Raw genomic sequence first — 22,541 nt, forward strand, 5'->3', positions numbered from 1 at the left:
TGAGTTAATAAGACATATTTTATGAAATAAAAGAATGATTTAATCTTCTATTGTTTTTGGAATAGTCATAGTTTTGGTTTTTACGTTGTAAAGACCATATCTTAATTTAGAGTTTTTATCTTCAGCAAAAGTTAATAATATTTCATCGCCATTAACCCATTCGAATTGTGTTACTATTTTATCAGTTACTTTAGTTAAATTATCACCATTAAGATCAGATACGTAAATATAATGTTGGTCAAATTCATTAATTATTCCATCGTTATTAGAATCTTCTTCAGCTATAAAAAATGAAAGATGAGAAAGCTTTTTTAAGACTTCGTTATGATGAGAAGAAAAAATATTTGAAATGAATATACCTTTTATTGAACCTTTCTTTTTCAGTAACTTTCTAATTTGATTAAATTGAGAATCTAGAAAGATGATGTTAGATGTATTTTTTGGTACTTGATATGGAAGGTTCAATTCTTCAACTTCAAGACCTAACATATCATTACCTTTTACATAATACTCAGCTGTTGCATAATTTTCAGAGTTAGGGATTTTTATCAGCGAGCTATGTTTTTTCTTACGAATATTTTTTAGAATAGGTAAATCATCATTTTCAGGATTGCTTATCGAAGTTCTATTATTTTTAAATTCATCGTACAAAACATTTCCAAGTACATATATGATAAATATTGGGATGAGTATACCATTTATAACAAGTAATACTTTAACGAATTTACTTTTCATATGTATTTTGGATAGTATAATTAAGAAAAATAAAGAGTCTAGTATCTTAAAACTAGACTCTTGTTTCTATTTGTTAAGATAATTTCTTGTCAGATAATCCTAATCCTTTAGCAAGGTTGAAAAGGTTACTGAATAATCCTTCTTCATCAGAAGTGTTTGCTCTATCTTTTAAGTCCATTAACAAATTTGCTACTGTTAAGTTTTTGATGTCTTCAGAAGAGATTCCGTATTTATTAGCGAAATCTTTTACTTTTTCTAATAAGTTTCCTTTTACATCGTCGCTACCTAAAATAGCATCTTTTACATCTTGAATGTTATCACTGTGTTGAACTAATCTATCGATTCCTTTAGCTTTAGTAATCTGTCCAATAATTTGATCAAAGAACATTGTTTCTCCACCAACGATATCAATATTAGCAGCTCTTAAAGCATCACCAATAACTAGTGCTTGTGCATCTGCGATATCTTTTTGAACATTGATTTGAGCCAAGTCTACTTGTAATTCTTTCTCTAAACGTAACTTGAACTCTTCGTGCTCTTTACCAACACCGTCTAATTTCTTCATTGCTTCAGCTTTCTCTTCGATACCAGCAGCATCTGCAATTGCTTTTTCTTTAATTACTTGCGCTTCAGCTAAACCTTCTTCTTTAATAGCTTCAGCTTTTGCTAAAATACCAGCAGCTTCTGCTTTAGCTTTCTTTTCAATAATCGTAGCTTCTACTAATCCTTGACGCTCATTAGCATCTGCTTTAGCATGCATTACTTGTGCTTCAGACATACCAATTGTAGCTTCTTCTTTAGCTGTTGCTTCTGCTAATGTTTTACGAGCTTCTGCTTCTTTTTCACTAGCTTCTTTTTGAGCTTGAGCTTCAATATTAATTTCTTCAGCTTTTTGTTTCGCAGCTTCTTTTTGAGCTTCTGCTTGCTTAATTGTTTTAATTAATGCTTCTTCTGCGTTAGCTTCAGCAATAGTAATTTTAACTTGCTTCTCACGATCTGCAGTTTTGAAAGCTTCAATATCTTTCATGTTTTCTTGCTCTTCAACCACACCTTTCTCTAACATTACGCGATCACGTATCACATCTTGAATGTTTTTCTTTTCTACTTCAACAACTTTCTCTTTTTCTATTTGTGCTAAAGTTACAATACGCTCTCTTTCTGTAGCTTCTAACATTCTGTCTTTTTCTACTCTTTCAGCTTCTACTGCATCTGTACGTAATTTGTTTTTCTCAGCAACAATAACTTGACGTTGTTTGTTTTCTTCTGCTACTTGAAGTTTCTCTTCAGTTGCGATTCTTGCACTTTCAGATTTTAAACGCTCTTCTTCAGCAACTTTTAAAGTTTCAGCTTCTTCACGAGCTTTAATATTTGCAATTTCACGTTTTTGTTGTTCTTCTTTTTCTGCTAATTGCTTATCTAATTCTAAGATTGCTTCGCGAGCTTCAACATCCTGTTTACGAATTACTTTTTCTTCGTCTCTTTTAATTAAGTTAGCTTGGATATTTTGTTCGGCTGTTAACTCAGTAATTTTCTTGATACCCTGAGCATCTAAAATATTGTCAGCTTTTAAGAAACTAACAGGAGTTTGTTCTAAGTAGTCAATCGCACAATCTTCAAGAGTATAGCCATTTAAATCTGTACCGATAATATCAACGATTTCATCTCTAAATTCACGTCTAGCTTCGTATAATTCGGTAAAATCAAACTTTTTACCTACAGTTTTTAAGGCTTCAGAGAATTTTGCTTCAAATAATTCTTCTAAAGTTTCTATATCAGAGGCTCTTTCACAACCAATAGTCTGAGCCACCATTTTAATAAAATCTACTTCATTGTTAACACGAACAAAGAAAGCTACTTTAATATCCGCACGCATGTTGTCTTTACAAACAAGTCCGTCGTCTCCAATTCGTTCAATTTGAATTTTCTTTACAGAAATATCCATGATTTCAACACGGTGAAAAACAGGAACTACATACATACCTCTATCGGTTGCCACTTTTGTTCCTTTAAATCCAGTACGAACTAAGGCTTCTCCTTGAGGTACTTTCTTGTAAAACATTGCAATAATTGCAAAGTATACTATAATAATGAATAGAATTATACCAAGGCCAACACTTAAAAGTTGAATAATTGAATCTGTCATAGTAATTAATTAGTTTTAGTGATTTTTATTTGTTGTAAATTTAATTTTTTAAAAGTTTATATCTATGCTACCTGATTTATATTCTTGAGCATAATAGAATAGTTTATCGTTGCTTTGTTTGATAATTAGTATCTGGGAATTATAACTTATTTCTTTTCCATCTAAAGATTTTATGTTGATATTAAGTGTATTTCCATCTACTTTAATTTCAGCTCTTCCTAACTTTTTATCAGATATTTTAGATAAACTTGTTCCTTTTCGTCCAATAATTTCTGCTGGTGCATCTCCATCCTGATTAAGATTCTTAAAAAATGCCTTAAAAGGAGTAGTGAAGATTTTAGTGACAAATAATGAAGGAAAAAAACTTCCTAACATTATAATGAAGCCAAAAGTGCTATTATAGCTATGAGTAATTGTTGTACCTAAAGTAGTTATAAGCCACCATATGAAAATCCAAGATGTAAATGTGAACATAAATGGTAAACCGACAAAGTTGAAGTAGATTAATAGTACTTGCCACCATTTTAAAGGCTTTCTTCTTTTGCCTATAATATCTTCTTGATTAACTTCTGTATTAGCTACATCATGAAAGTCGATATCGCTTCCTTCGATACCAGTACCTATATTAGAATCTACGTCTACATCAATATCAGCATCTATATCGACATCGATATCTACGTCTACATCAACATCTAAATCGAAGTCTACACCTGAGATCATGGTAATAAGCCAATAAGTCAAAAGTAGAATTAAAAGAATGGTTAATGTGATGTTTACATCAGAAAATACAATGTCTGTTAATGTCATAGCTATTAGTAATGTGTGTTAGTTTTTATTCTATAGACTCTAGTTTTTGTTTTTAAACTCCTCTAATTTATCAAATGATTTCTTTAATTTTTTGGTCATTTTATCTAAATCAGAAGTTTTTCCTGATAATTTGATTTCAAAATTATCAATTTTAACTTTTGTATCGTCTATTTGAGCTTTATTTTCATAAATAAATCCAATTGTAATTTCTTGATCATCGTCATTCTCTTTGAATATTTCTTTTAGAGCATTCCAATTGAAAGTGTGTAACTTTTCTATACTTGATGTCTTAAGTTCAAAATTTGTAGTCGTAGACTTAGGCTCTTTTTCTTTAGAATTTTGACCATAAGAAGTAAAAGTTAATAAAGAAAGAATAGTGATTAATATAATTTTCGTTTTCATAGTTTTTAGTTTGTGGCAGAAGAATTTAATCTTCAAAACCTAATTGTTTTTTTAGTTGAGCTAAATTATCTTCAGCGGTTTTATTTTTAGTATCAGTAAGTTCGTTTAATTTTTGATCTACAGTTTTCGATGATTTAGACAAATCTCCATAGGCTTCAGCTAAAGCTTCTTCTTGTTGTACTTTTTCTTTCATACGTTCTAACATAGCAACCGTTCCAGAACTATCCATCTCAGCCATTTGTTTGTTCAAGTTTTTTGTTGCTTTAGAAACTTTTACGCGAGCTTTAAGGGTTTTTAATTCATTTTCCCATTTACTTATTGTTCCTTTAATTTCATGAACATTCCCTTCTAATTGAGCAACAGAATTGTCGAAGCTGGTAGCTTCATTTTTCGCATTTTCTATTTGCAAATGTATTTCTTGTTTTTTTAGTAAGGCTTGTTTAGCTAAATCATCTGCTTCATTGAACTCTAATTCACCATTTTTAGCTTTAGTAAGTACTAACATGGCTTTTTGTTCGTAATCATTAGCTTTAGTTGTAAATTCTTCAATGTCATTTTTAGCTCTAATAGCAAGAGCTTTCACTTGTGCTAAAGATTCGAGAGATTTTTCAAGATCAATACGCAAATCGCGAATACCTTGTTCCGTCATTTTAATAGGATCTTCCATATTGTCTATTGCAGCATTTGCTTCTGCTTGTCCTATTTTAAAAAGTCGTTTAAAAAAATTCATAATTTCTAATATTTTGAGAAATTAATGATTTGCTCAGAGTATTCACTAAGTAACAAACTTAAAGAGTTTAAACTGGCTTCTAATTCATTAATATCTAAGTTTTCTAATTGTAATGTGTCTCTAAAAATGACACGTTCACCTGTTTCATCAAGCACAAAAGCTCCATGAATTATATCTCTATTTTTTTGAAGTAATGCCTTAAACATTGCTTCATTTGGTTGCGTTGCTTTAAAGATGAATTGTTCTATGATTAGTATTGGATAAGCAACACCAATAATTAAGTTTTTTATTCCAAAATTCTCTTTTTCAATAACAAAAATCCCATCAGATTCGATCTCTTTACTAATTGTAAAGTTTAATTCTAATAAAAAGTTTTTCGTTTTATTAAAGTGAATATTCATTAGCAATTGGTTATAGTTAGATAGTTTCGTAATTGATTTTCCTTATGATAATATTGCGGATGCCAACAATACTACAAGGTGTAAAGTTAATAGAATCATAATAAAATAGTTAATAGTTTAGCGACCTTTTTTTCTAGAAAAATTAGCAATATTCGTTTTTATTAGCTAATATTGTTAGTGTAAAGATACATAATTTTTTGATATCTGCAAATAAAATTAGCAAATCATGTCTTTTTTCGGAAGAAACATAAAAAAAATTAGAGGAGTAAAAGGGTTGAGTCAAAAATCTTTCGCTGAATTATTTGATTTAAAGAGACCTACATTAGGAGCATATGAAGAGGGTAGAAGTGAACCAAAAATAGAAACGATAATTAAAATTGCTAATTATTTTAGCATTTCAATAGATAGTATGCTAACTTCTGATTTAACAGTGAATGAATTGTTACGTTTTAAAGAAGACTTAATTCTAGATGATAGTGTGTATACAAAAGAAAGTTTTGTTAATATACCTTATGTTTCTGAGAAAAATATTGAGAGTTATTGTAAGCATTACAATAATCCTTCTTTTTTAAACGATCTATCCATAATTAGTATACCAGTAGAAATAGGTAAAACTTTTCGAGCATTTACAGTAACAAATCTTGAAATGACAGACCATGATAAAGGTTTGTATCCTAAAGATATCGTAATTGCAGAAAAAGTAAAGGAAGAAGATTTTGAAAGTTATGGAAATGGAGAGGTAGTTATTGCTGTTTTAGAAAAAGAAATCATACTAAGAAAAATTTACTTTATTTCAGATAAAGTTGTTTTTAAAGCAGAACATAAAAATATTGATGAAAAGATTTTTTCAAAAACGGACATAAAAGAACTATGGCAAGCAAAATATACATTTATAAAGCGATTGCCAGAAATAGGTGATGAGGTTGAAAATAAACTATTGTTTTTAGAAAAAGAGCTACTGAAACTTAAAAATAGAGGTTAAGCTTTGTAATCGTTGTTGATTCCTAAACTAAAGCCGAATCTAGTTTCATTTTCGCTTCCTAATCTGTGAATAGCTATTTTACCAAGTCCTATTTTACTAAATTCATTAAAGGTAATATCTTCTTCTTCGAAAAATAGTGTTCCAGTATATGGTTTTTTAGGAACATATTCACTGGCATTGATATTTTGGTAGACATTTATAGAGACGATTTTATTATCGTCTTTTAAACTACTAGATACTCCATAATCATCCCAAATAACATATTCGCTACTTGAATTGATTGTCCTGGAAGGTTTACCGAAAATTTCTACTAGATTTTCAAAATCGGTAGGAAATGTAAGTGGAGTTCCATTTACTAAAATACTGTCAGTGTTACAGTTAATGATAAAGTATTTCTGTTTCTTCTTCTTAAAAATAGTAAACATAAAACTAAGTTATGATTATTCTACTTTAACAAAACTATAAAATAATTGGTTTAAAAACTGTATAAATGAGCTAATTTTTAATAGATCTTGTTTTAGGTTACTAATAGTAACTTAATACTGTTTTTGTTACATAAATTATAACAGTTTTAAACAAAAAGTTTTAGTTAAATTTGTTACAGGAATCTATATAGATAAAAAATTATAATATGAATATACCTCAAACTAGCTTTCCACGAGTAGTTATTATTGGTGGAGGTTTTGCCGGATTAGCCGTTGCAAGAGGTTTAGAAGCTAAAGAATTACAAGTAGTTCTTTTAGATAAACATAACTACCATACATTTCAACCTTTATTATATCAAGTTGCTACTGGAGGTTTAGAGCCAGATAGTATTGCTTTTCCTTTAAGAAAAAGGTTTAATGATATCGAGAATTTTTATTTTCGATTGGCTGAAGTTACAGGTATAGACGCAGAAAAGAATGAAGTAAAAACATCAATCGGTAGTTTAAACTACGATTATTTAGTAATTGCTACTGGTTCTACCACCAATTTCTTTGGGAATAAGAACATTGAAAAGTATACCATGGAAATGAAGTCGATTCCTCAATCTTTAAATATTAGAAGTTTAATTCTAGAGAATTTTGAAGAAGCTTTATTGACTTCTGATTTAGAAGAACGAAAAAAGTTAATGAATTTTGTGATTGTTGGTGGCGGACCTACTGGTGTTGAATTAGCAGGAGCATTAGCGGAAATGAAAAAGGAGATTTTACCAAAGGATTATCCTGATTTAGATATTCGTTTAATGAAGATAAACTTAATTCAAGGTGCAGATTGCCTTTTGAAAGGTATGAGTCCGCAAGCTTCAGAAAAAGCAGAAGATTTTTTAATTAAGTTGGGTGTTGATGTATGGAAAAGTCTCCGCGTACAAAATTATGATGGTAATATCATAACTACGAATGGTGAAGATCATTTTAAGGCAAGTACAGTAATTTGGGCTGCTGGAGTAAAAGGAGCTTCTATTGATGGTTTGCATGCAGAGTGTGTTGTAGAAAGAGCCGCAAGGTATAAAGTAGATCAGTTTAATAGAGTTACTTCTCACGAGAATATTTTTGCAATAGGAGATGTAGCGTGTATGAATACTGAAGCTTTTCCTTACGGTCATCCAATGATGGCGCAACCAGCTATTCAACAAGGAAATTTGCTTGCAAAAAATATTTTAGCATTACAGAAAGGAAAGCAAATAAAGCCTTTTGTGTATAATGATAAAGGTTCTATGGCAACTATTGGAAGAAATAAAGCCGTGGTAGATTTACCAAAATGGAAATTTCAGGGAGTTTTTGCTTGGTTTGTTTGGATGGTTGTTCACCTATTTTCATTAATTGGATTTAGAAACAAGGCTGTAGTATTTTTAAATTGGATGTATAATTACATACGTTTTGATCGAGAAACTAGGTTAATTATTCGTCCGTACAAACAAAAAAATAAATATTCTTTTGAAAGTGATAAATAAAAAAAATCCCAAGTAAAATACTTGGGATTTTTTGTTTGAGTTCTTTAATTTATTCTAAGCCGTTTGAAATTGTAATAATACTTCCATCTTCATTTACAATAATTTCATATTCAGAACAAAAGTCCATATCAATAGACTCTGTAATTTCTGATCTGTTTTGTAATGTGATGATAAAAGTAACTACTCCAGAATCATAACTTTTAAACTTTGATGATTTACCCGGCTCTAACTCATTTAAACTGTCTACAGTTTCTATTGCATTATTTGATGTTACAATGCTTACAGCAACTTCCTTTTCAGACATATTAGTAACTCGGGCTCGCGGATTTTCATCTTTACAATCTGAACAAGAAATGAAATAAAAAGATGAAATTAAAATCAATAAAAAGGGATAAAATCTTTTTAATAATTTCATTGATGTAATATTTAGGGGTTGTTGCCGCGAAGATACTACTTTTTATATTTTTAATTAATTATACTAAAGCAGATTAAATATTTGATAAAAAAAACTGAGCTGTTAAGCTCAGTTTGAAAAATTATAATGTTATTGTTCCGATACTTCTTGTTCTTCTTCTTCCTCTTCACCGTTTGAAAATAAGTATAAAGCACCACCAACAACTACTAGTGCAATTTTAATAATCCAAGCTGTAGTTTCTCCCCAGTTATAAATCCAAATTAAAAGTTTTGGAACTCTGTTTAAGAAACCAAGAACAATTGCTAAAATTCCAAAGATCGCCATAGCGCTTCCTATATTTTTCATATTAAAGTTTTTGTAGTTAAGCGTTAAATATACTTAAAAATCAATAAGATGCTAAATTAGAATGCTAATTAATAGCTTTTCAATATATATTTGATAAAGTTTTTTAAATATTTGAAATTTAACTATCTGTTGAATTTTTCTTAGCAGCAACCAGAATTTGGATCACAACTAAATCCTTGACTTTGAATTTCTGATAGTTTTAATTTAGGTTTTTGTTTCGGTGGAATTCCGCATTGATCCTCAGCTAAACATGCTGTGGCTGTATTAACCAACAAGAAATTTTTTCCATCGAAATCTAAATCATATTTACCAATAGTTGTTCCTTGATATTCAACCTCAATTTCTACATCTTTAAGGTTTAAAGTCTTTTCTGATAGTTCTATAATGTTGATTAATTTTTCTGGATGTAACCTATGGTTATAATCATTAGCATTCCATAATTGAAAATTTATTTTTTCTTCTTTACGAAGCACTCCTCCACAATCTATAAAATGCTTAGTAACTTTTCCAACTTCTGTTACATGAAAATGTTCAGGAACTAAATTACCATCTGGTAATTGAAAAGCTATAGTGTTTAATTCTTTTAAGTGTTTTTTTATTTCGGTAAGTTTCATAATTGTTTAATTTAATTGAGATAAAACAAAATACATTTCAGAGGCAATTTGATTACTTCTTTCTAAATATGTTTGAGCTTGTTTGTCAGTATGATCAGAAATTTTTGGATCTTCATAAGTGATGGCAATCCTTTTATCTGTGCCAGCGATAAAAGGACAACCTTCATCAGCTTGAGAACAAGTCATTATTGCAGCAAATTTTGAACTTGGATTAAAAGAATCATCATAACGTTTAGAAAAACCAATAATAGGATGAGAAACTTCATCATATTTAATTGCGTAAACGGGATTTGTATTTTCACCAATAATATTGATATCAAATCCTTGATTCTTCAATGTTTCAGCAATTGGATTTGCTAAAGCTGTGGCTTCTGTACCACCAGAATAGGTTTTAATATTTTTGATATTAAAATAATTCGCTAGGGTCTGCATCCATATCTGACCTAAATGACTTCTTCTAGAATTATGTGTACAGATAAAATTGATGTTTATATCTTCATTTTTAGTTCTTTTCTCTTTTATATAATCCACTAAAGGATATAGCACTTCTTGTCTTTTTTTATCAACGGATAAAGAAGCGATATTTTCAATAGTTTTGATTAATGCTTTATTCATTGTAATATTACGATATTGATGATTAAATTTTTTTAACAACAACTGTTATTTTGATTAGAAAATGTATTCAAAAATTGTAGTAATGTATCTTTTATTTCTTCCCATTTTACATCATTTAAACAATAACAGATACTTGTTCCTTCAATGCTTCCCTTTATGATTCCAATCTTTTTCAACTCTTTCAAATGTTGAGAAATCGTAGGTTGAGCAAGTCCGATTTCATTTACCAGGTCTCCGCAAATACAAGTTTCAACTTTAGCAATATGCTCGAGTATAGCAATTCTGGCTGGATGCCCTAAAACTTTAGCTATTTGAGCAATATTATTTTGCTTTTTTGAAAATATTTCTGATTTCGTTAATCCCATACAAGTATTAGTATATTGCAATATTACGATAAAAGTAATTGGTAAAAAAGAAAATATTTAGATTTATAAAGTCTCTTTAAATTTTTTTAGCTGATTCCCAGCTACATTATCAATTTTACTTCCATCTTTTGAAAACCAAACATGCATATCTCCAAGGTAATTCATTCCTAAATATTTAGCACTTTCTATAAAAGGCATTTCAAAACCTTGTCTTCTATCATTTTCACCAGAATTACTAACCATAGCCATATTTTTACCTCTTAATTTTCTACCTAAATCTTTTTGATGGTATAATAGATCTGATAATCGATCAAAGAATACTTTTAGAATCCCACTCATTGTGTACCAGTATATAGGAGTAGCAAAAATTATAGTATTATATTTCTCTGTAATATTTTTTAACAATGGGAGAAAATCATCATTTACATTTTTGAAATCGTAATCAAAATGACCGATATTATAATCTAATAGATCAATAACATCGAAATTCGAATCTACATTTAAAAGATCGATTATTTTCTGTGTATTTCCATTTTTCTTAGAGCTTCCTTTAATAATCACAGTTGTATTCATTGGTATAATTTTTTGGGAAATTTACTTAGAATACAAGTATTTACTTTTTTAGATTGATTGCTAATTCTGATGATACTCAAGAAAAAAACAATTCAAAAAAATGAGAAATTAAAATGCTTTTTATTAAAGATTTACTTGAACTCCAGAAGTCACTAATTGTTCTCTGTCTTTAGTTATTGCAATCAACCTTAATTCATCTTCTGTTTTTACTATATCAGGAATGGAAAGTAAAATTTTCCCTTCTTTGTTAGTCAAAGCAACTATTTTTTCAAGTACAACAATATTAGTATTTATTAAAGTTCTATTTCTGTTTTCTCCTCTTTTTACTGGAGTAATGCGTTTATTTATAGCTAAGAGAAAATGAATGTTACGTTTTTTTGTTTTTCCGTCTACTTTGTAAAAAAAAATTACTTTTCCATCATTAATTTCTGTGTCAGATATTTCTATGGTATTCGAGTTGGAGCCTCTGTGTAAAATTTGTTTAATTCTTCTCTCAATTCTCACTTTATCAGATCCAACAAAATGTTCATCGCCATTAATAACTAATTGAGGTGTGTAAATAGAACTGCTTAAAAATTTCTCAGCATAATCTCGCTGTTTGTCGGTGTAATCTTTAGAAGCAAAAGGATCTTTCCAACCGATATAATCCCAATAATCAACATGATAAGCTACAGGTATAACTCTATCACTATCATTGTTGTTTTTAATTTCTTCTAGAAGTCGATCTGCAGGCGGACAGCTAGAGCATCCTTGTGATGTAAACAATTCTAAAACAACTACAGGTTTTTCCTGTGCATTTAAACTAAAAAAAGAAATCAAAAAGATAAAAATGAATCGATAATGCATAAAGAATAATTTAATTTCCAAATTAGTAGTTTTTTTAACAAAAGACTTACAATATCGCTTTAAGACCTACTATATTTTTTTTACATTTATAAAATCAATAATAGAATGAAGATGAATATAGAGAAATATAAAGTTAATGGAGAAGTAAAATTAAAGAAGAAGAAAACTTTAGAGTATATAGAAGATGCTGAGAAAAAATTAAAAAAAGTACGAAAAAAGATAGCCGACTTACAAAATACAATGTATGCAGAAGGTAAATACAGTACCTTAATTTGTTTACAAGGTATGGATACTGCAGGTAAAGACAGCTTGGTAAGAGAAGTGTTTAAACAATTTAATGTTAGAGGTGTAGAAGTACATAGTTTTAAAGTTCCTACAGAATTAGAATTAAAACATGATTTTTTATGGAGACATTATATTGCACTACCAGCCAAAGGAAAAGTTGGTGTTTTTAATAGAACGCATTACGAAAATGTACTAGTAACGAGAGTACATCCAGAATATGTGTTTTCAGAAAATATTCCTACAGTAAAAAGTTTGGAAGACTTAAATGATGAATTCTATCATGATAGAATGGATCGTATCAATCAATTTGAAAAACATATAGCAGCTAACGGAACTATTATTTTAAAGTTCTTCTTACATCTATCTAAAGAAGAACAAAAGAATAGGTTATTACGTCGTTTAAATATTCCTGAGAAAAATTGGAAGTTTTCAGCTGGAGATTTAAAAGAAAGAAAGCTTTGGAACAAATATCAGTTTTGTTACGAAGATGCTATAAACAGAACATCAACAGATCATGCACCTTGGTATGTAATACCTGCAGATGATAAACCAACAGCTCGTTTTATTGTAGCACAAACTATTTTAGAAGCCTTTGAAAAGTATAATTTTAAAGAGCCTACTTTAGATAAAAAACTTTTAGATAAAATTAACGAGTTTAAAGAAGAACTAAATAACGAATAATAACGTTATTATTGACATCTTTGTACATTTTAAATAAGTAAATACTACCATTAAAATTTTTTAATAACTATATGGAGTTAAACCTGAAAAAACCTATCGTTTTTTTCGATTTAGAAACAACTGGAATTAATATAGCCACCGATAGAATTGTAGAAATTTCTATACTAAAAATATTTCCTAACGGAACACAAGAAAGTAAAACTTGGTTGGTAAACCCTGAAATAGAAATACCACAACAAGCTATAGATGTTCATGGAATTACAAATGAAAAAGTTGTTACAGAACCAACATTTAAAGAATTAGCATCTAAAATAAACGAGATGATATTCGATTCAGATCTAGCTGGATTTAATTCAAATAGATTTGATATTCCGCTTTTAGCTGAAGAATTACTAAGAGTTGGAATCGATTTTGATATGGAAGAAAGAAAAGCCATTGATGTACAAGTAATTTTCCATAAAAAAGAACAACGAACATTAAGTGCAGGTTATAAATTTTACTGTGGAAAAGATTTAGAAGGTGCCCACTCTGCTGAAGCAGACACATTAGCAACATATGAAATCTTAAAAGCACAATTAGATAAATATGAAGATATAGAGAATTCAGTTGAAGCGTTAAGTGAATTTTCTTCACATACAAAACGAGCAGATTTTGCAGGATTCATACTATTTGATGAAGATGAAGATGAGATATTTTCTTTTGGAAAATATAAAGGAAGAAAAGTAGAAGATGTCTTAAAAGAAAATCCAGGATACAATTCATGGATTCAACAAGCAGACTTTCCATTATATACTAAAAAAGTATTACGCCAAATAAAAGAACGAATGAGTTCGCCTAAAACGCCTGAAATGACAGATGAAGAAAAATTAAAAGCGTTACAACAAAAATTTAATTTAAGATAACAATGTACATACCTTATAACGAATTACCCAACTCTGCAAGAGTTTGGGTATATCAAGCTGATAGAACATTCAATCAAGAAGAAATAGAAGTAATTTCTGCAAGAGCTTTGTTATTTATTGATCAATGGACCAGACATGGTGAAGATTTAAAAGGATCTTTTGCTATTAAATACAATCAGTTTATAGTATTGGCAATAGATGAAAACTTTAATTCAGCTTCTGGTTGCTCTATTGATGCTTCTGTACGTTTTGTTAAATCTATAGAAGAAGAGTTCAATGTAGATTTAATGGATAAAATGAACATTTCATTTAAAGACAATGATAATATCAATGTTGTAAAACTCTCAGATTTTCAAGAATTTGCCAAACAACAGAAAATAACTGCTGCTACAGTTGTTTTTAATAATATGGTAAACACTAAAGAGGATTTTGAAACCAAATGGGAAGTTACAGCAGACAAAAGCTGGCATAGCCGATTTTTGGTATAAGAATTGTTTAAAGTAAAGTAATCCCCGACGTTTTAAATAATGAAATTTTAAAGCTCGTTAAATTAACGTGTGAACGATTTATATGAAGAAAAAGATACTATTATTAGCTATAATTTTTACCAGTGTTATTAATGCTCAGCAGTTAGATCCGTTACGAGCAAAACAGTACATTTTACAACAAGAATGGGTAGATAGTATTATCGATTCAATGTCTATTGAAGAAAAAATAGGACAGTTGTTTATGGTGCAAGCATATTCTAATAAAGATGCGAAACACGAAAAATTTATTTCTGATTTGATCACAAAACATCATGTTGGAAATTTAATTTTCATGAAAGGAACACCAGAAAAACAAGTAGCGCTCACTAATACGTATCAAAGTTTAACTAAAAAAGTTCCGTTATTGATTGGTTTCGATGGAGAATGGGGGTTGGATATGCGATTAAAAAATACATATCGTTTTCCTTGGAATATGACTTTAGGAGCCATTCGTGATAATAAGTTAATTGAAAAGTTAGGAGAAAGAATAGGGGAACAATGTAAACGAGTAGGAATTCATATCAATTTTGCTCCGGTTGTAGATATTAATACAAATCCAGACAATCCAATTATTGGAAATCGTTCATTTGGAGAAAAGAAAGAAAATGTAGCAGAAAAATCTGTGGCGTTTACAAAAGGAATGCAAAGTGTTGGTGTTTTAGCAAACGCCAAGCATTTCCCTGGACATGGAGATACAGCTACTGATTCACATTTAACATTACCATCAATAAATTTTACATTACAACGATTAGACTCTACCGAATTATATCCTTTTAAAAGACAGTTTGATGCGGGTGTAGCAAGTGTAATGACAGCGCATTTAAGTATTCCTTCTTTAGAGTCGAATACAAATCTACCATCTTCATTATCTAAAAATGTAGTTACTGATTTATTACAAGATAAATTAGGTTTTCAAGGTTTAGTTTTAACTGATGGATTAAATATGAAAGGAGCAGCAAATTATGCCACAGCTGCTGAAATTAATCTGGCTACTTTCCTAGCAGGAAATGATATTTTATTGATTCCTCAAGATATTCCGAATACGGTAAAAGCATTTAAAAAAGCCTTAGAGAAAGGTGAATTAAATGAGGAAAGGATTAATAAGTCGGTAAGAAAAATTTTAAAAGCAAAATATTTAGTTGGTTTACAGAAGTTTGACGCAATTAAAACGGATAGTTTATTGGTAGATTTAAATACAGCTAAAGATGAATTATTACATCGAGATTTAATTAAAAAATCATTAACTGTTCTAAAAAATACAAGAGAAACATTACCAATTAAAAAGTTAGAGTTAAAAAATATAGCTTATGTTGCTTTAGGAGATGATAAAGGAGATGATTTTGTAAAAATGCTTCAGAACTATGCTAAAGTAGATGTGGTTTCAGCAAAGCATTTAGATAAACTAACTAAAAAATTAGAAGAATATAATTTAGTAATTGTAGGTTTTCATAAATCGAATAAAAATCCTTGGAAATCTTATAAGTTCTCTAATCAAGATTTAGTTTGGTTACAAGAAATATCAAGAAATAAACGTGTAATACTTGATGTTTTTGCTAATCCTTACAGCTTATTACAAGTAAAAACATTTACGAATATTGATAATATTATTATTTCTTATCAAAATAGTAAGTTAGCTCAAGAGCTTTCTGCTCAAGCAATCTTTGGAGCTTTTGAAATTTCAGGAAGACTTCCAATAAGTATTAGAAATGAATTTAAAGCAGGAAATGGAATGATTATATCTCCATTAAATCGCTTTGAATATACCATACCAGAAGCTGTAAATTTATCAAGAGATACATTAAAATATGTAGATCGTTATATTGATACAATTTTACAGCAAAAAATGGCTCCAGGAGGTCAGGTTTTAATTGCGAGACACGGAAAAGTAATTTATCATAAAACTTTTGGTTATCAAACTGATGCTAAACGAAGAAAAGTAAAAAAATCAGATGTTTACGATTTAGCTTCTTTAACTAAAATTTTATCTACTTTACCAGCTGTAATGAAATTAGAAGAAGATAGAAAATTATCACTTCACTCTGATTTAGTTGATTTACTTCCAACTTATAAAGATAGTAATAAAGAGCACTTAAATATCAAACAAATCTTGTCACATTATGCTCGATTAAAATCGTGGATTCCATTTTACACAAGAACAATCGATTCTATCACAGGTAAAGTGTCAAAAGAATATTATAGGACTAAAAAATCGAAGCAGTTTCCTATAAAAGTAGCTAAAGATTTATATTTAAATAAAGATTACAAAGATTCTATTTATACTAGAATAAAAGATTCTGATTTACGAGAAAGAGTAGGATACAAGTATAGTGATTTAGGATATTATATACTTAAAGAGGTTGTTGAAAGAAAGTATAAAAAACGCTTAGATAAAGTAGTAGAAGAAGAGTTTTATGCGTCTTTAGGTTTAAATAGAACTTCATATTTACCTCTTGAAAAGTTTAATTGGAAAGAAGTAGTTCCTACAGAAAAAGACGATTATTACAGAGAACAATTATTAAGAGGTTATGTTCATGATATGGGAGCTGCAATGCAAGGTGGAGTAGGAGGTCATGCTGGTTTATTTGCGAATGCAAATGATGTAGCTAAAATTATGCAAATGTACTTGCAAGGCGGAACTTATGGAGGTGTAAAATATTTTAGACCAGAAACTGTTGAGAAGTTTAATACAAGATATTATCCTCAAGTAAGAAATAGAAGAGGTTTAGGTTTTGATAAACCACAAATAAATCCTAGAGAAAAGCCAACTTGTGGTTGTGTTTCTGAAAATAGTTTTGGTCACAGTGGTTTTACAGGAACCTATACTTGGGCAGATCCTGATACGGGAATTCTATATGTATTTTTATCCAATAGAGTTTATCCGACTATGGGGAATAGAAAATTAGTTAAAAGTAATATAAGAACTAAAATACAGAAGGTTATACAAGATGCTATTTTGAATTAAATAGTAATTCAACTGTTTTGAAAAATTATCAATTATTAAAAAACAAAATTTTAGAAGAAGGTATTTTAACAGAACAGAAAACCTTCAAAAGAGATGAGTTTATAAAAGTTAAAGGATCTAAGGATACTAATATCTATTTTATAAAATCAGGTAGTGTAAAAGTTTTCTTTACCAATAATACAGAAGAACATGTAATGTATTTTGGGTATAAAAACTCGATTATCACAGCTATCGATTCGTTTTTATCTAATTCAATTAGTGATCTTGAAATAAAAGCACTAAAAAAGACCGCTGTTTTTTATATTTCAAAACAAGAATTTTACAATTTTTTAGATACGAATACCGAGTATTTAAAATTGTGGAATGAAATACTACAAGAAATCATATTACATCAATTTGAAAGAGAAAAAGACTTATTATTAACGTCTCCTGAAGAAAGGTATCAGAAAGTATTGCATAGAAATCCAGAACTTTTTCAAGAAATTCCTCATAAATATATTGCAAGTTATTTAAGAATGGCTTCTGAAACATTAAGTAGAATTAAAAAAACGTGACTTCAATCAACATTTATTTTTTCTCTTGTTTGTTTCTTTGAGGTATCAAATTTAATAGAATGTATAATTTTACTATACGATTGTTAACTGTAGAAGATACAGAGGTTTTCTTTGAGCTAATTCAAAACAATAAAAGTAGATTAGAAGATTTTTTTGCAGGAACAATAAAATATACCCAAACTAAAGAAAGTACCTTAAATTATTGCAAAACGATAGAAAGTAAAATAAAACAAAGAGCATACTATCCTTATCTTATTTTTAACAATGAAGAGTTGATTGGCTTTATTGATTTTAAAAATATAGATTGGTCTATACCTAAAGCAGAATTAGGAGCTTTTATAGATATTAATTTTGAAGGGAAAGGTATTATTACTAAAAGTTTTACAACGTTATTAGAAAGTGTCGTTAAAACGCATGGTTTTAAAAAACTTTTCTGTAGAATATCTCAACGAAATGTGAAGAGTATTGCGTTAGCTGAAAGATGTGGTTTTTGTTTAGAAGGTACAATTACGAAAGACTATCGAACTACTAATGGAGAATTAATTGATTTAAACTATTACGGAAAACAGCTATAATTTTAGTTCTTAAAGGCAAATTCAATAATATTGGCTCCCATTCGTAAAGCTTTTTCTCTGGTTTCTTTAGGGTTATTGTGAATTGATTCATCTTCCCAACCATCACTTAAATCACTTTCATAATCGTAAAAAGCAATTAATCTACCTTCATAGAATAAACCAAATCCTTGAGGCGCCTTTTTATCATGTTCATGAATTTTAGGTAATCCTTTAGGAAAATTAAATGTCTGATGAAAAATAGGGTGAGAAGCAGGGATTTCTTGAAAATTTAGTTTAGGAAATACTTTTTTCATTTCACGACGAATATACTTGTCTAATCCATAATTATCAGAAATATGAATAAATCCACCAGAAATAAGATACCTTCTTAAGTTTTCTGCAGCTGTATCGTCAAAGTAAACATTACCATGTCCAGTTAAAAAAACAATAGGTAAGCTAAAAATATCTTCACTATCTGGTTCTACAGTAGCAATATTATTTTCAATAGATGTTTTTGTGTAAGTATTACTAAACTTAATTAAGTTGGGTAACGATGTAGGATTGGCATACCAATCACCACCACCGCCATATTTTAAAATACCAACTTGTTGTGCTTGTAAAGACAGAGATAGTGTAGTAAAGAATACTAATAGTATGTTTATAAATTTCATGATATACCAAAAATAAATAAATCATATATAAAAAAAAACATCATTCCCTTCTAATGATGTTTTTTTTGTGAAGAAAGTAGTAAATATTAATCCCTAAATATATTTACTGGTTTATGTAAGTTTTCGTTTCAAATATAGATAAGATATTCGTTACTAGACTCCTAAAACACATGTTTTGGATGTTTTAGGACAAGTTTATCCATAAAAAAACACTGTTAATAAACAGTGTTTTTGCTTTTCCCTCTTCATAGAGAGCATGCTCTCTATAGTTCTTGGAATAAATTCGATAAAATAAAATTTATTAAATATTATTTTATCAAATTATATGTTTCAAATATAGGCTTGAACTTAAGAATTAAAGTCCTAAAACACATGATTTGGATGAATTCGGACTAATTTATCAGTAAGAAATAATTAAATGTTTGAATTTTTGAAGGCTAAAGGAGTACAACCAGTATGTTTTTTGAAAACATCATAAAAAGCTGATTTGGAGTTAAAACCAGACTCTAATCCAATAGAAGCAATTGTGTATCCTTCATATTTAGGGTTGAGTAAAAATTTTTTTGCTTGATCTACGCGCATTTCGTTAATATAATCAACAAAACTTTTTTTAGCATTATTATTAATTATAGCAGATAATGTACTGGTACCAATATTCACTTCTTTAGATAGATTATTGAGTGTATACTTCGGTTGCAAAAATTTTTTATTCGTTCTAACGAAAGAGTCAATATTTAAAAAATGTTCTTCATACTTAGAAGCTGGTTCTTTGTCTTCTTGGATTAAAGTATCAGTAATTTCATTTTCGTTTTCTTCTCTAATATGTTTTCTTTCTTTTAATATTCTTAGATATTTAATTCCTTGATAACCTAGAATAAAGATAATAACAGTAGTTGATACTCTTAAAGGATAATATGAATAAATAAAACCAGAAAAATTTAAACTAAACTTTATAACTAATGCAAATACCCAAAGTAAATAAACAATACCTGTAAGTTTAAAAAAGTTATAAATCCATTTTAAATTATCAAACGAAAGAATTTTTTGAAACAGGTTTTCTTTGTTTCTAAGTACATAATAAGAATAAACAAAAATACTTATAGAACTTATAAAGCTTATTAGCTCTTCTATAGAAGTATATCTTTCATATATATAATTTAGTTCATCAATGGTACCACCTCCAGTGTAGTTAATCACAAAACTGATTTGTGCTATACACATTATCAAAAAAACACCTAAAAAGTACTTAAGAAGTTTTTTCTGATGATTTACAATATCTAGATAGTTTACCAGAAAAGCATAGAAAAACGGACCACTTAAAAAGTGCCAAGGTATTTGTATATAACTTAGCATAAATTTATGTTGTAGTAAATTTAATGCCAATGCCCAAGATTGAAAATTATTGAGGGCTATAGTTAAGATCATTAAATTTAAAAACAATAAACTTCTATCTTTTCCATACTTAGAGAAGAACATAAACAAACTCAAGCAAAAGCCCAAAAGTGCACTTCCTAATAAAAAAATATTAAAAATCTCCGTTATGTTTAATGCTAATAGCATAATTTAATCTTTGGTTGTTGGGGGTTAGGGGACATAAATTTAATAAAATAAATTATTTATAAAAATTTATTGCAACGGTACTTTTCCCCAGAATTAAGATGTTTTATTAGTTAATAATGTAGAAAACTAATATGTTGAACTGCTGTTAAAGCAGCTGTTTCTGTTCTTAATCGACTATTTCCTAAAGATATAGGAGTAAACGTAGATGTATTAGCTAATGCGACTTCTTGTTCAGAAAAATCACCTTCAGGTCCTATTAATATTAGTATTTCTGAAGAGAACTTATCAATGTTTTTAAGACTTTTTTTCTCTGAATCATGACAATGTGCGATAAATTTATTTCCTGAGAACTCTTGATCTATGAATTCTGAAAATTTAATTACAGGGTTAATTTTTACAGCATTAAATTTTAATGATTGCTTCATAGCCGCCAGCATAATTTTATGTAAACGGTCTATTTTAACCACTTTTCTCTCTGAATTGTGACAAATAATTGGAGTAATTTCATCAATTCCAATTTCAGTAGCTTTTTCTACAAACCACTCAAGTCTATCCATATTTTTAGTTGGAGCGATAGCGACATGAAGATGGTAATTCCATTCCTTAGGTTTTTTTTCGGTAGTTGTAATTTTTGCTACGCACTTTTTATCGCTAGGAATAGTTATAATCGCAGTAAAAACGATTCCTTTACCATTTGTAATAACTACTTCATCACCACTTTCTTTACGAAGAACTTTCACTATGTGACGACTTTCTTCCTTATTAAAAATGATTTCTGTTGTTTCTTCTGTAATTTCTGGATTGAAAAAAAGTTGCATTATATATTTAATCGATATGTTCGTCTTCTCTTGTGTGTCACTGGATCAAAATCTTTCCAAATTTTAAAAATAGCAGTATTGTCTTCTAATTCTGGAGTTCTAATACAGTTAACAATTCCTTTAGCAGCAAATGTCTTTATATTTTCTCTAAAAATAATAGCTGTAACACCTTTATTTTGATAGTTAGGATGTACTCCAATAAGGTAAAAAGTAATATCCTTGGCATATTTTCTAGCTCTTAGTAAATGAAATAAGCCAAATGGGAATAGCTTTCCTTTAGCTTTTTGTAAAGCTTTAGAGAAGGAAGGCATAACTATAGAAAATGCGACCATTTTATTATTGCTGTCTACAACAAATTTAATTAATTCTGGATTTATAAAAGAGATGTACTTCTTTTTAAAAAACTCAATTTGTTTGTCTGAAATAGGAACATAAGTAGAAAGTTTAGAATATGATTCACTAAATAATTCAAACATTTCATCTACATAAGGTAAAATGTCTTTTGTTGATGTAAAAGTAAGCTCTTTTAAATTGTATCTTTTTTGAATTAAATTACCTGCCTTTGTATACTTTTTTGCATCAACATTTTTGAATAAAAATTTATTTTCTAAATATTCTTTTTCTTTAACAAAACCTAACTGTTCTAAATGATCTTTATAATAAGGAAGATTGTACCAAGTGATCATTGTTCCAATATGATCAAAACCTTCGGTTAATACACCTGTTTTATCTAAATTGTTAAATCCTACAGGACCTTCTATGTATTCAAGTTCTTGCTGTTTTGCAATTTCAATGGCTTTATCTATTAAAGCTTTACTTACGTTTACATCATCAATAACTTCGTACCAGCCAAATCTTAATTTTTTTATCCCTTGTTTTTGTACTTCGTAATTATTTATAATTATAGCTATACGTCCAACAATTTTTTTTCCTTTTAAAGCAACAAACAAACGAGCATCTGCATGTTCAAAAACCGGATTTTTAGCTGGATCAAAGTTGTTAACTTCATCATTAATTATTGGCGGTACCCAGTACTTGTTATCTTTATATAAAGAGAAAGGAAATAAAACGAATTGTCTTATTTCCTTTCTTGTTTTTATTTCCTTTAGTTGAATCATAAA

General features: G+C 28.9%; 26 protein-coding genes. 8 read left to right on the forward strand and 18 right to left on the reverse strand.

All coding sequences use genetic code 11. The annotated features are described in order from the left end of the window. Positions 1-39: 39 nt before the first annotated feature. The 6 genes from AQ1685_RS07075 to AQ1685_RS07100 form a co-directional block, all read right to left on the reverse strand. Positions 40-735 carry a hypothetical protein gene (locus tag AQ1685_RS07075; RefSeq protein ID WP_095070737.1) on the reverse strand — a complete coding sequence of 232 codons (696 nt, stop codon included), beginning with the start codon at positions 733-735 and terminating at the stop codon, positions 40-42. Positions 736-808: 73 nt separating this feature from the next. Then, entirely contained in the window at positions 809-2,878 is a 2,070-nt protein-coding gene (locus AQ1685_RS07080) for a flotillin family protein (RefSeq protein ID WP_095070738.1), read from the reverse strand. 48 nt (positions 2,879-2,926) lie between these two features. After that, positions 2,927-3,685: a DUF1449 family protein gene (locus AQ1685_RS07085; RefSeq protein WP_095070740.1), complete on the reverse strand. Its 759-nt coding sequence runs from the start codon at positions 3,683-3,685 to the stop codon at positions 2,927-2,929. Between the two features lie 39 nt (positions 3,686-3,724). Beyond that, positions 3,725-4,087 (reverse strand): hypothetical protein, encoded by a 363-nt coding sequence (locus AQ1685_RS07090; RefSeq protein ID WP_095070742.1) that lies wholly within the window; start codon positions 4,085-4,087, stop codon positions 3,725-3,727. A 25-nt stretch (positions 4,088-4,112) separates the two neighbouring features. Further along, entirely contained in the window at positions 4,113-4,817 is a 705-nt protein-coding gene (locus AQ1685_RS07095; RefSeq protein WP_095070744.1) for a PspA/IM30 family protein, read from the reverse strand. A gap of 5 nt (positions 4,818-4,822) precedes the next feature. After that, positions 4,823-5,218, reverse strand: a complete 396-nt coding sequence (locus AQ1685_RS07100; RefSeq protein ID WP_095070746.1) for a type III secretion system chaperone family protein — start codon at positions 5,216-5,218, stop codon at positions 4,823-4,825. Between the two features lie 226 nt (positions 5,219-5,444). On the opposite strand from AQ1685_RS07100, the gene AQ1685_RS07105 reads away from it, so the two are divergent. After that, the gene (locus tag AQ1685_RS07105; protein ID WP_095070748.1) at positions 5,445-6,200 is read left to right on the forward strand and encodes a helix-turn-helix domain-containing protein; all 756 of its coding nucleotides are present in this window, start codon (positions 5,445-5,447) and stop codon (positions 6,198-6,200) included. Here the strand turns inward: AQ1685_RS07105 and AQ1685_RS07110 are convergent. Continuing rightward, positions 6,197-6,625, reverse strand: a complete 429-nt coding sequence (locus AQ1685_RS07110; RefSeq protein WP_095070750.1) for a DUF7738 domain-containing protein — start codon at positions 6,623-6,625, stop codon at positions 6,197-6,199. The genes AQ1685_RS07105 and AQ1685_RS07110 overlap by 4 nt on opposite strands. Positions 6,626-6,831: 206 nt before the next feature. Here AQ1685_RS07110 and AQ1685_RS07115 point away from each other — a divergent pair, with 206 nt between their 5' ends. After that, the gene (locus tag AQ1685_RS07115) at positions 6,832-8,133 is read left to right on the forward strand and encodes an NAD(P)/FAD-dependent oxidoreductase (protein ID WP_095070752.1); all 1,302 of its coding nucleotides are present in this window, start codon (positions 6,832-6,834) and stop codon (positions 8,131-8,133) included. 49 nt (positions 8,134-8,182) lie between these two features. Here the strand turns inward: AQ1685_RS07115 and AQ1685_RS07120 are convergent, their stop codons facing one another. The 7 genes from AQ1685_RS07120 to AQ1685_RS07150 all read right to left on the reverse strand — a co-directional run bounded on the left by AQ1685_RS07120 (position 8,183) and on the right by AQ1685_RS07150 (position 11,927). Next, complete coding sequence (locus AQ1685_RS07120) at positions 8,183-8,548, reverse strand: hypothetical protein (RefSeq protein ID WP_095070754.1); 366 nt, start codon at positions 8,546-8,548, stop codon at positions 8,183-8,185. A 129-nt stretch (positions 8,549-8,677) separates the two neighbouring features. Beyond that, the gene (locus tag AQ1685_RS07125) at positions 8,678-8,893 is read right to left on the reverse strand and encodes a hypothetical protein (protein ID WP_095070756.1); all 216 of its coding nucleotides are present in this window, start codon (positions 8,891-8,893) and stop codon (positions 8,678-8,680) included. 140 nt (positions 8,894-9,033) lie between these two features. Then, positions 9,034-9,507, reverse strand: coding sequence for a DUF6428 family protein (locus AQ1685_RS07130; RefSeq protein ID WP_095070759.1), 474 nt, complete (start codon positions 9,505-9,507; stop codon positions 9,034-9,036). A 6-nt stretch (positions 9,508-9,513) separates the two neighbouring features. Next, positions 9,514-10,122, reverse strand: a complete 609-nt coding sequence (locus AQ1685_RS07135; protein WP_095075021.1) for an arsenate-mycothiol transferase ArsC — start codon at positions 10,120-10,122, stop codon at positions 9,514-9,516. 32 nt (positions 10,123-10,154) lie between these two features. Next, positions 10,155-10,487 carry an ArsR/SmtB family transcription factor gene (locus AQ1685_RS07140; protein WP_095070761.1) on the reverse strand — a complete coding sequence of 111 codons (333 nt, stop codon included), beginning with the start codon at positions 10,485-10,487 and terminating at the stop codon, positions 10,155-10,157. A gap of 63 nt (positions 10,488-10,550) precedes the next feature. Continuing rightward, positions 10,551-11,060: a flavodoxin family protein gene (locus AQ1685_RS07145; RefSeq protein WP_095070762.1), complete on the reverse strand. Its 510-nt coding sequence runs from the start codon at positions 11,058-11,060 to the stop codon at positions 10,551-10,553. Between the two features lie 123 nt (positions 11,061-11,183). Beyond that, positions 11,184-11,927 carry a DUF1223 domain-containing protein gene (locus tag AQ1685_RS07150; protein ID WP_157730139.1) on the reverse strand — a complete coding sequence of 248 codons (744 nt, stop codon included), beginning with the start codon at positions 11,925-11,927 and terminating at the stop codon, positions 11,184-11,186. Positions 11,928-12,017: 90 nt separating this feature from the next. Between AQ1685_RS07150 and AQ1685_RS07155 the strand changes: the two genes are divergently transcribed. From AQ1685_RS07155 to AQ1685_RS07180, 6 genes are all read left to right on the forward strand, one after another. Beyond that, the gene (locus AQ1685_RS07155) at positions 12,018-12,872 is read left to right on the forward strand and encodes a PPK2 family polyphosphate kinase (RefSeq protein WP_095070766.1); all 855 of its coding nucleotides are present in this window, start codon (positions 12,018-12,020) and stop codon (positions 12,870-12,872) included. A gap of 71 nt (positions 12,873-12,943) precedes the next feature. After that, positions 12,944-13,774, forward strand: coding sequence for a 3'-5' exonuclease (locus AQ1685_RS07160; protein ID WP_095070768.1), 831 nt, complete (start codon positions 12,944-12,946; stop codon positions 13,772-13,774). A gap of 2 nt (positions 13,775-13,776) precedes the next feature. Next, entirely contained in the window at positions 13,777-14,262 is a 486-nt protein-coding gene (locus AQ1685_RS07165; RefSeq protein WP_095070769.1) for an ABC transporter ATPase, read from the forward strand. A gap of 82 nt (positions 14,263-14,344) precedes the next feature. Beyond that, entirely contained in the window at positions 14,345-17,263 is a 2,919-nt protein-coding gene (locus AQ1685_RS07170; RefSeq protein WP_095070771.1) for a glycoside hydrolase family 3 N-terminal domain-containing protein, read from the forward strand. A gap of 17 nt (positions 17,264-17,280) precedes the next feature. Further along, positions 17,281-17,817, forward strand: coding sequence for a Crp/Fnr family transcriptional regulator (locus tag AQ1685_RS07175; protein WP_095070772.1), 537 nt, complete (start codon positions 17,281-17,283; stop codon positions 17,815-17,817). Between the two features lie 59 nt (positions 17,818-17,876). Beyond that, on the forward strand, positions 17,877-18,392 hold the full coding sequence (locus AQ1685_RS07180; protein WP_095070774.1) for a GNAT family N-acetyltransferase: 516 nt from the start codon (positions 17,877-17,879) through the stop codon (positions 18,390-18,392). Positions 18,393-18,394: 2 nt separating this feature from the next. Here the strand turns inward: AQ1685_RS07180 and AQ1685_RS07185 are convergent, their stop codons facing one another. From AQ1685_RS07185 to AQ1685_RS07200, 4 genes are all read right to left on the reverse strand, one after another. Then, positions 18,395-19,042 (reverse strand): DUF4159 domain-containing protein, encoded by a 648-nt coding sequence (locus AQ1685_RS07185; RefSeq protein ID WP_095070775.1) that lies wholly within the window; start codon positions 19,040-19,042, stop codon positions 18,395-18,397. A 414-nt stretch (positions 19,043-19,456) separates the two neighbouring features. Beyond that, positions 19,457-20,602, reverse strand: a complete 1,146-nt coding sequence (locus tag AQ1685_RS07190) for a helix-turn-helix domain-containing protein (protein WP_095070776.1) — start codon at positions 20,600-20,602, stop codon at positions 19,457-19,459. Positions 20,603-20,712: 110 nt separating this feature from the next. After that, entirely contained in the window at positions 20,713-21,420 is a 708-nt protein-coding gene (locus AQ1685_RS07195; RefSeq protein ID WP_095070777.1) for a 16S rRNA (uracil(1498)-N(3))-methyltransferase, read from the reverse strand. Beyond that, positions 21,420-22,538, reverse strand: a complete 1,119-nt coding sequence (locus AQ1685_RS07200) for a GTP cyclohydrolase (protein WP_095070779.1) — start codon at positions 22,536-22,538, stop codon at positions 21,420-21,422. The genes AQ1685_RS07195 and AQ1685_RS07200 overlap by 1 nt, the downstream gene beginning before the upstream one ends. Positions 22,539-22,541 lie beyond the last annotated feature (3 nt).

This window comes from Tenacibaculum jejuense (assembly GCF_900198195.1).
GTDB classification, from domain to species: Bacteria; Bacteroidota; Bacteroidia; order Flavobacteriales; family Flavobacteriaceae; genus Polaribacter; species Polaribacter jejuensis.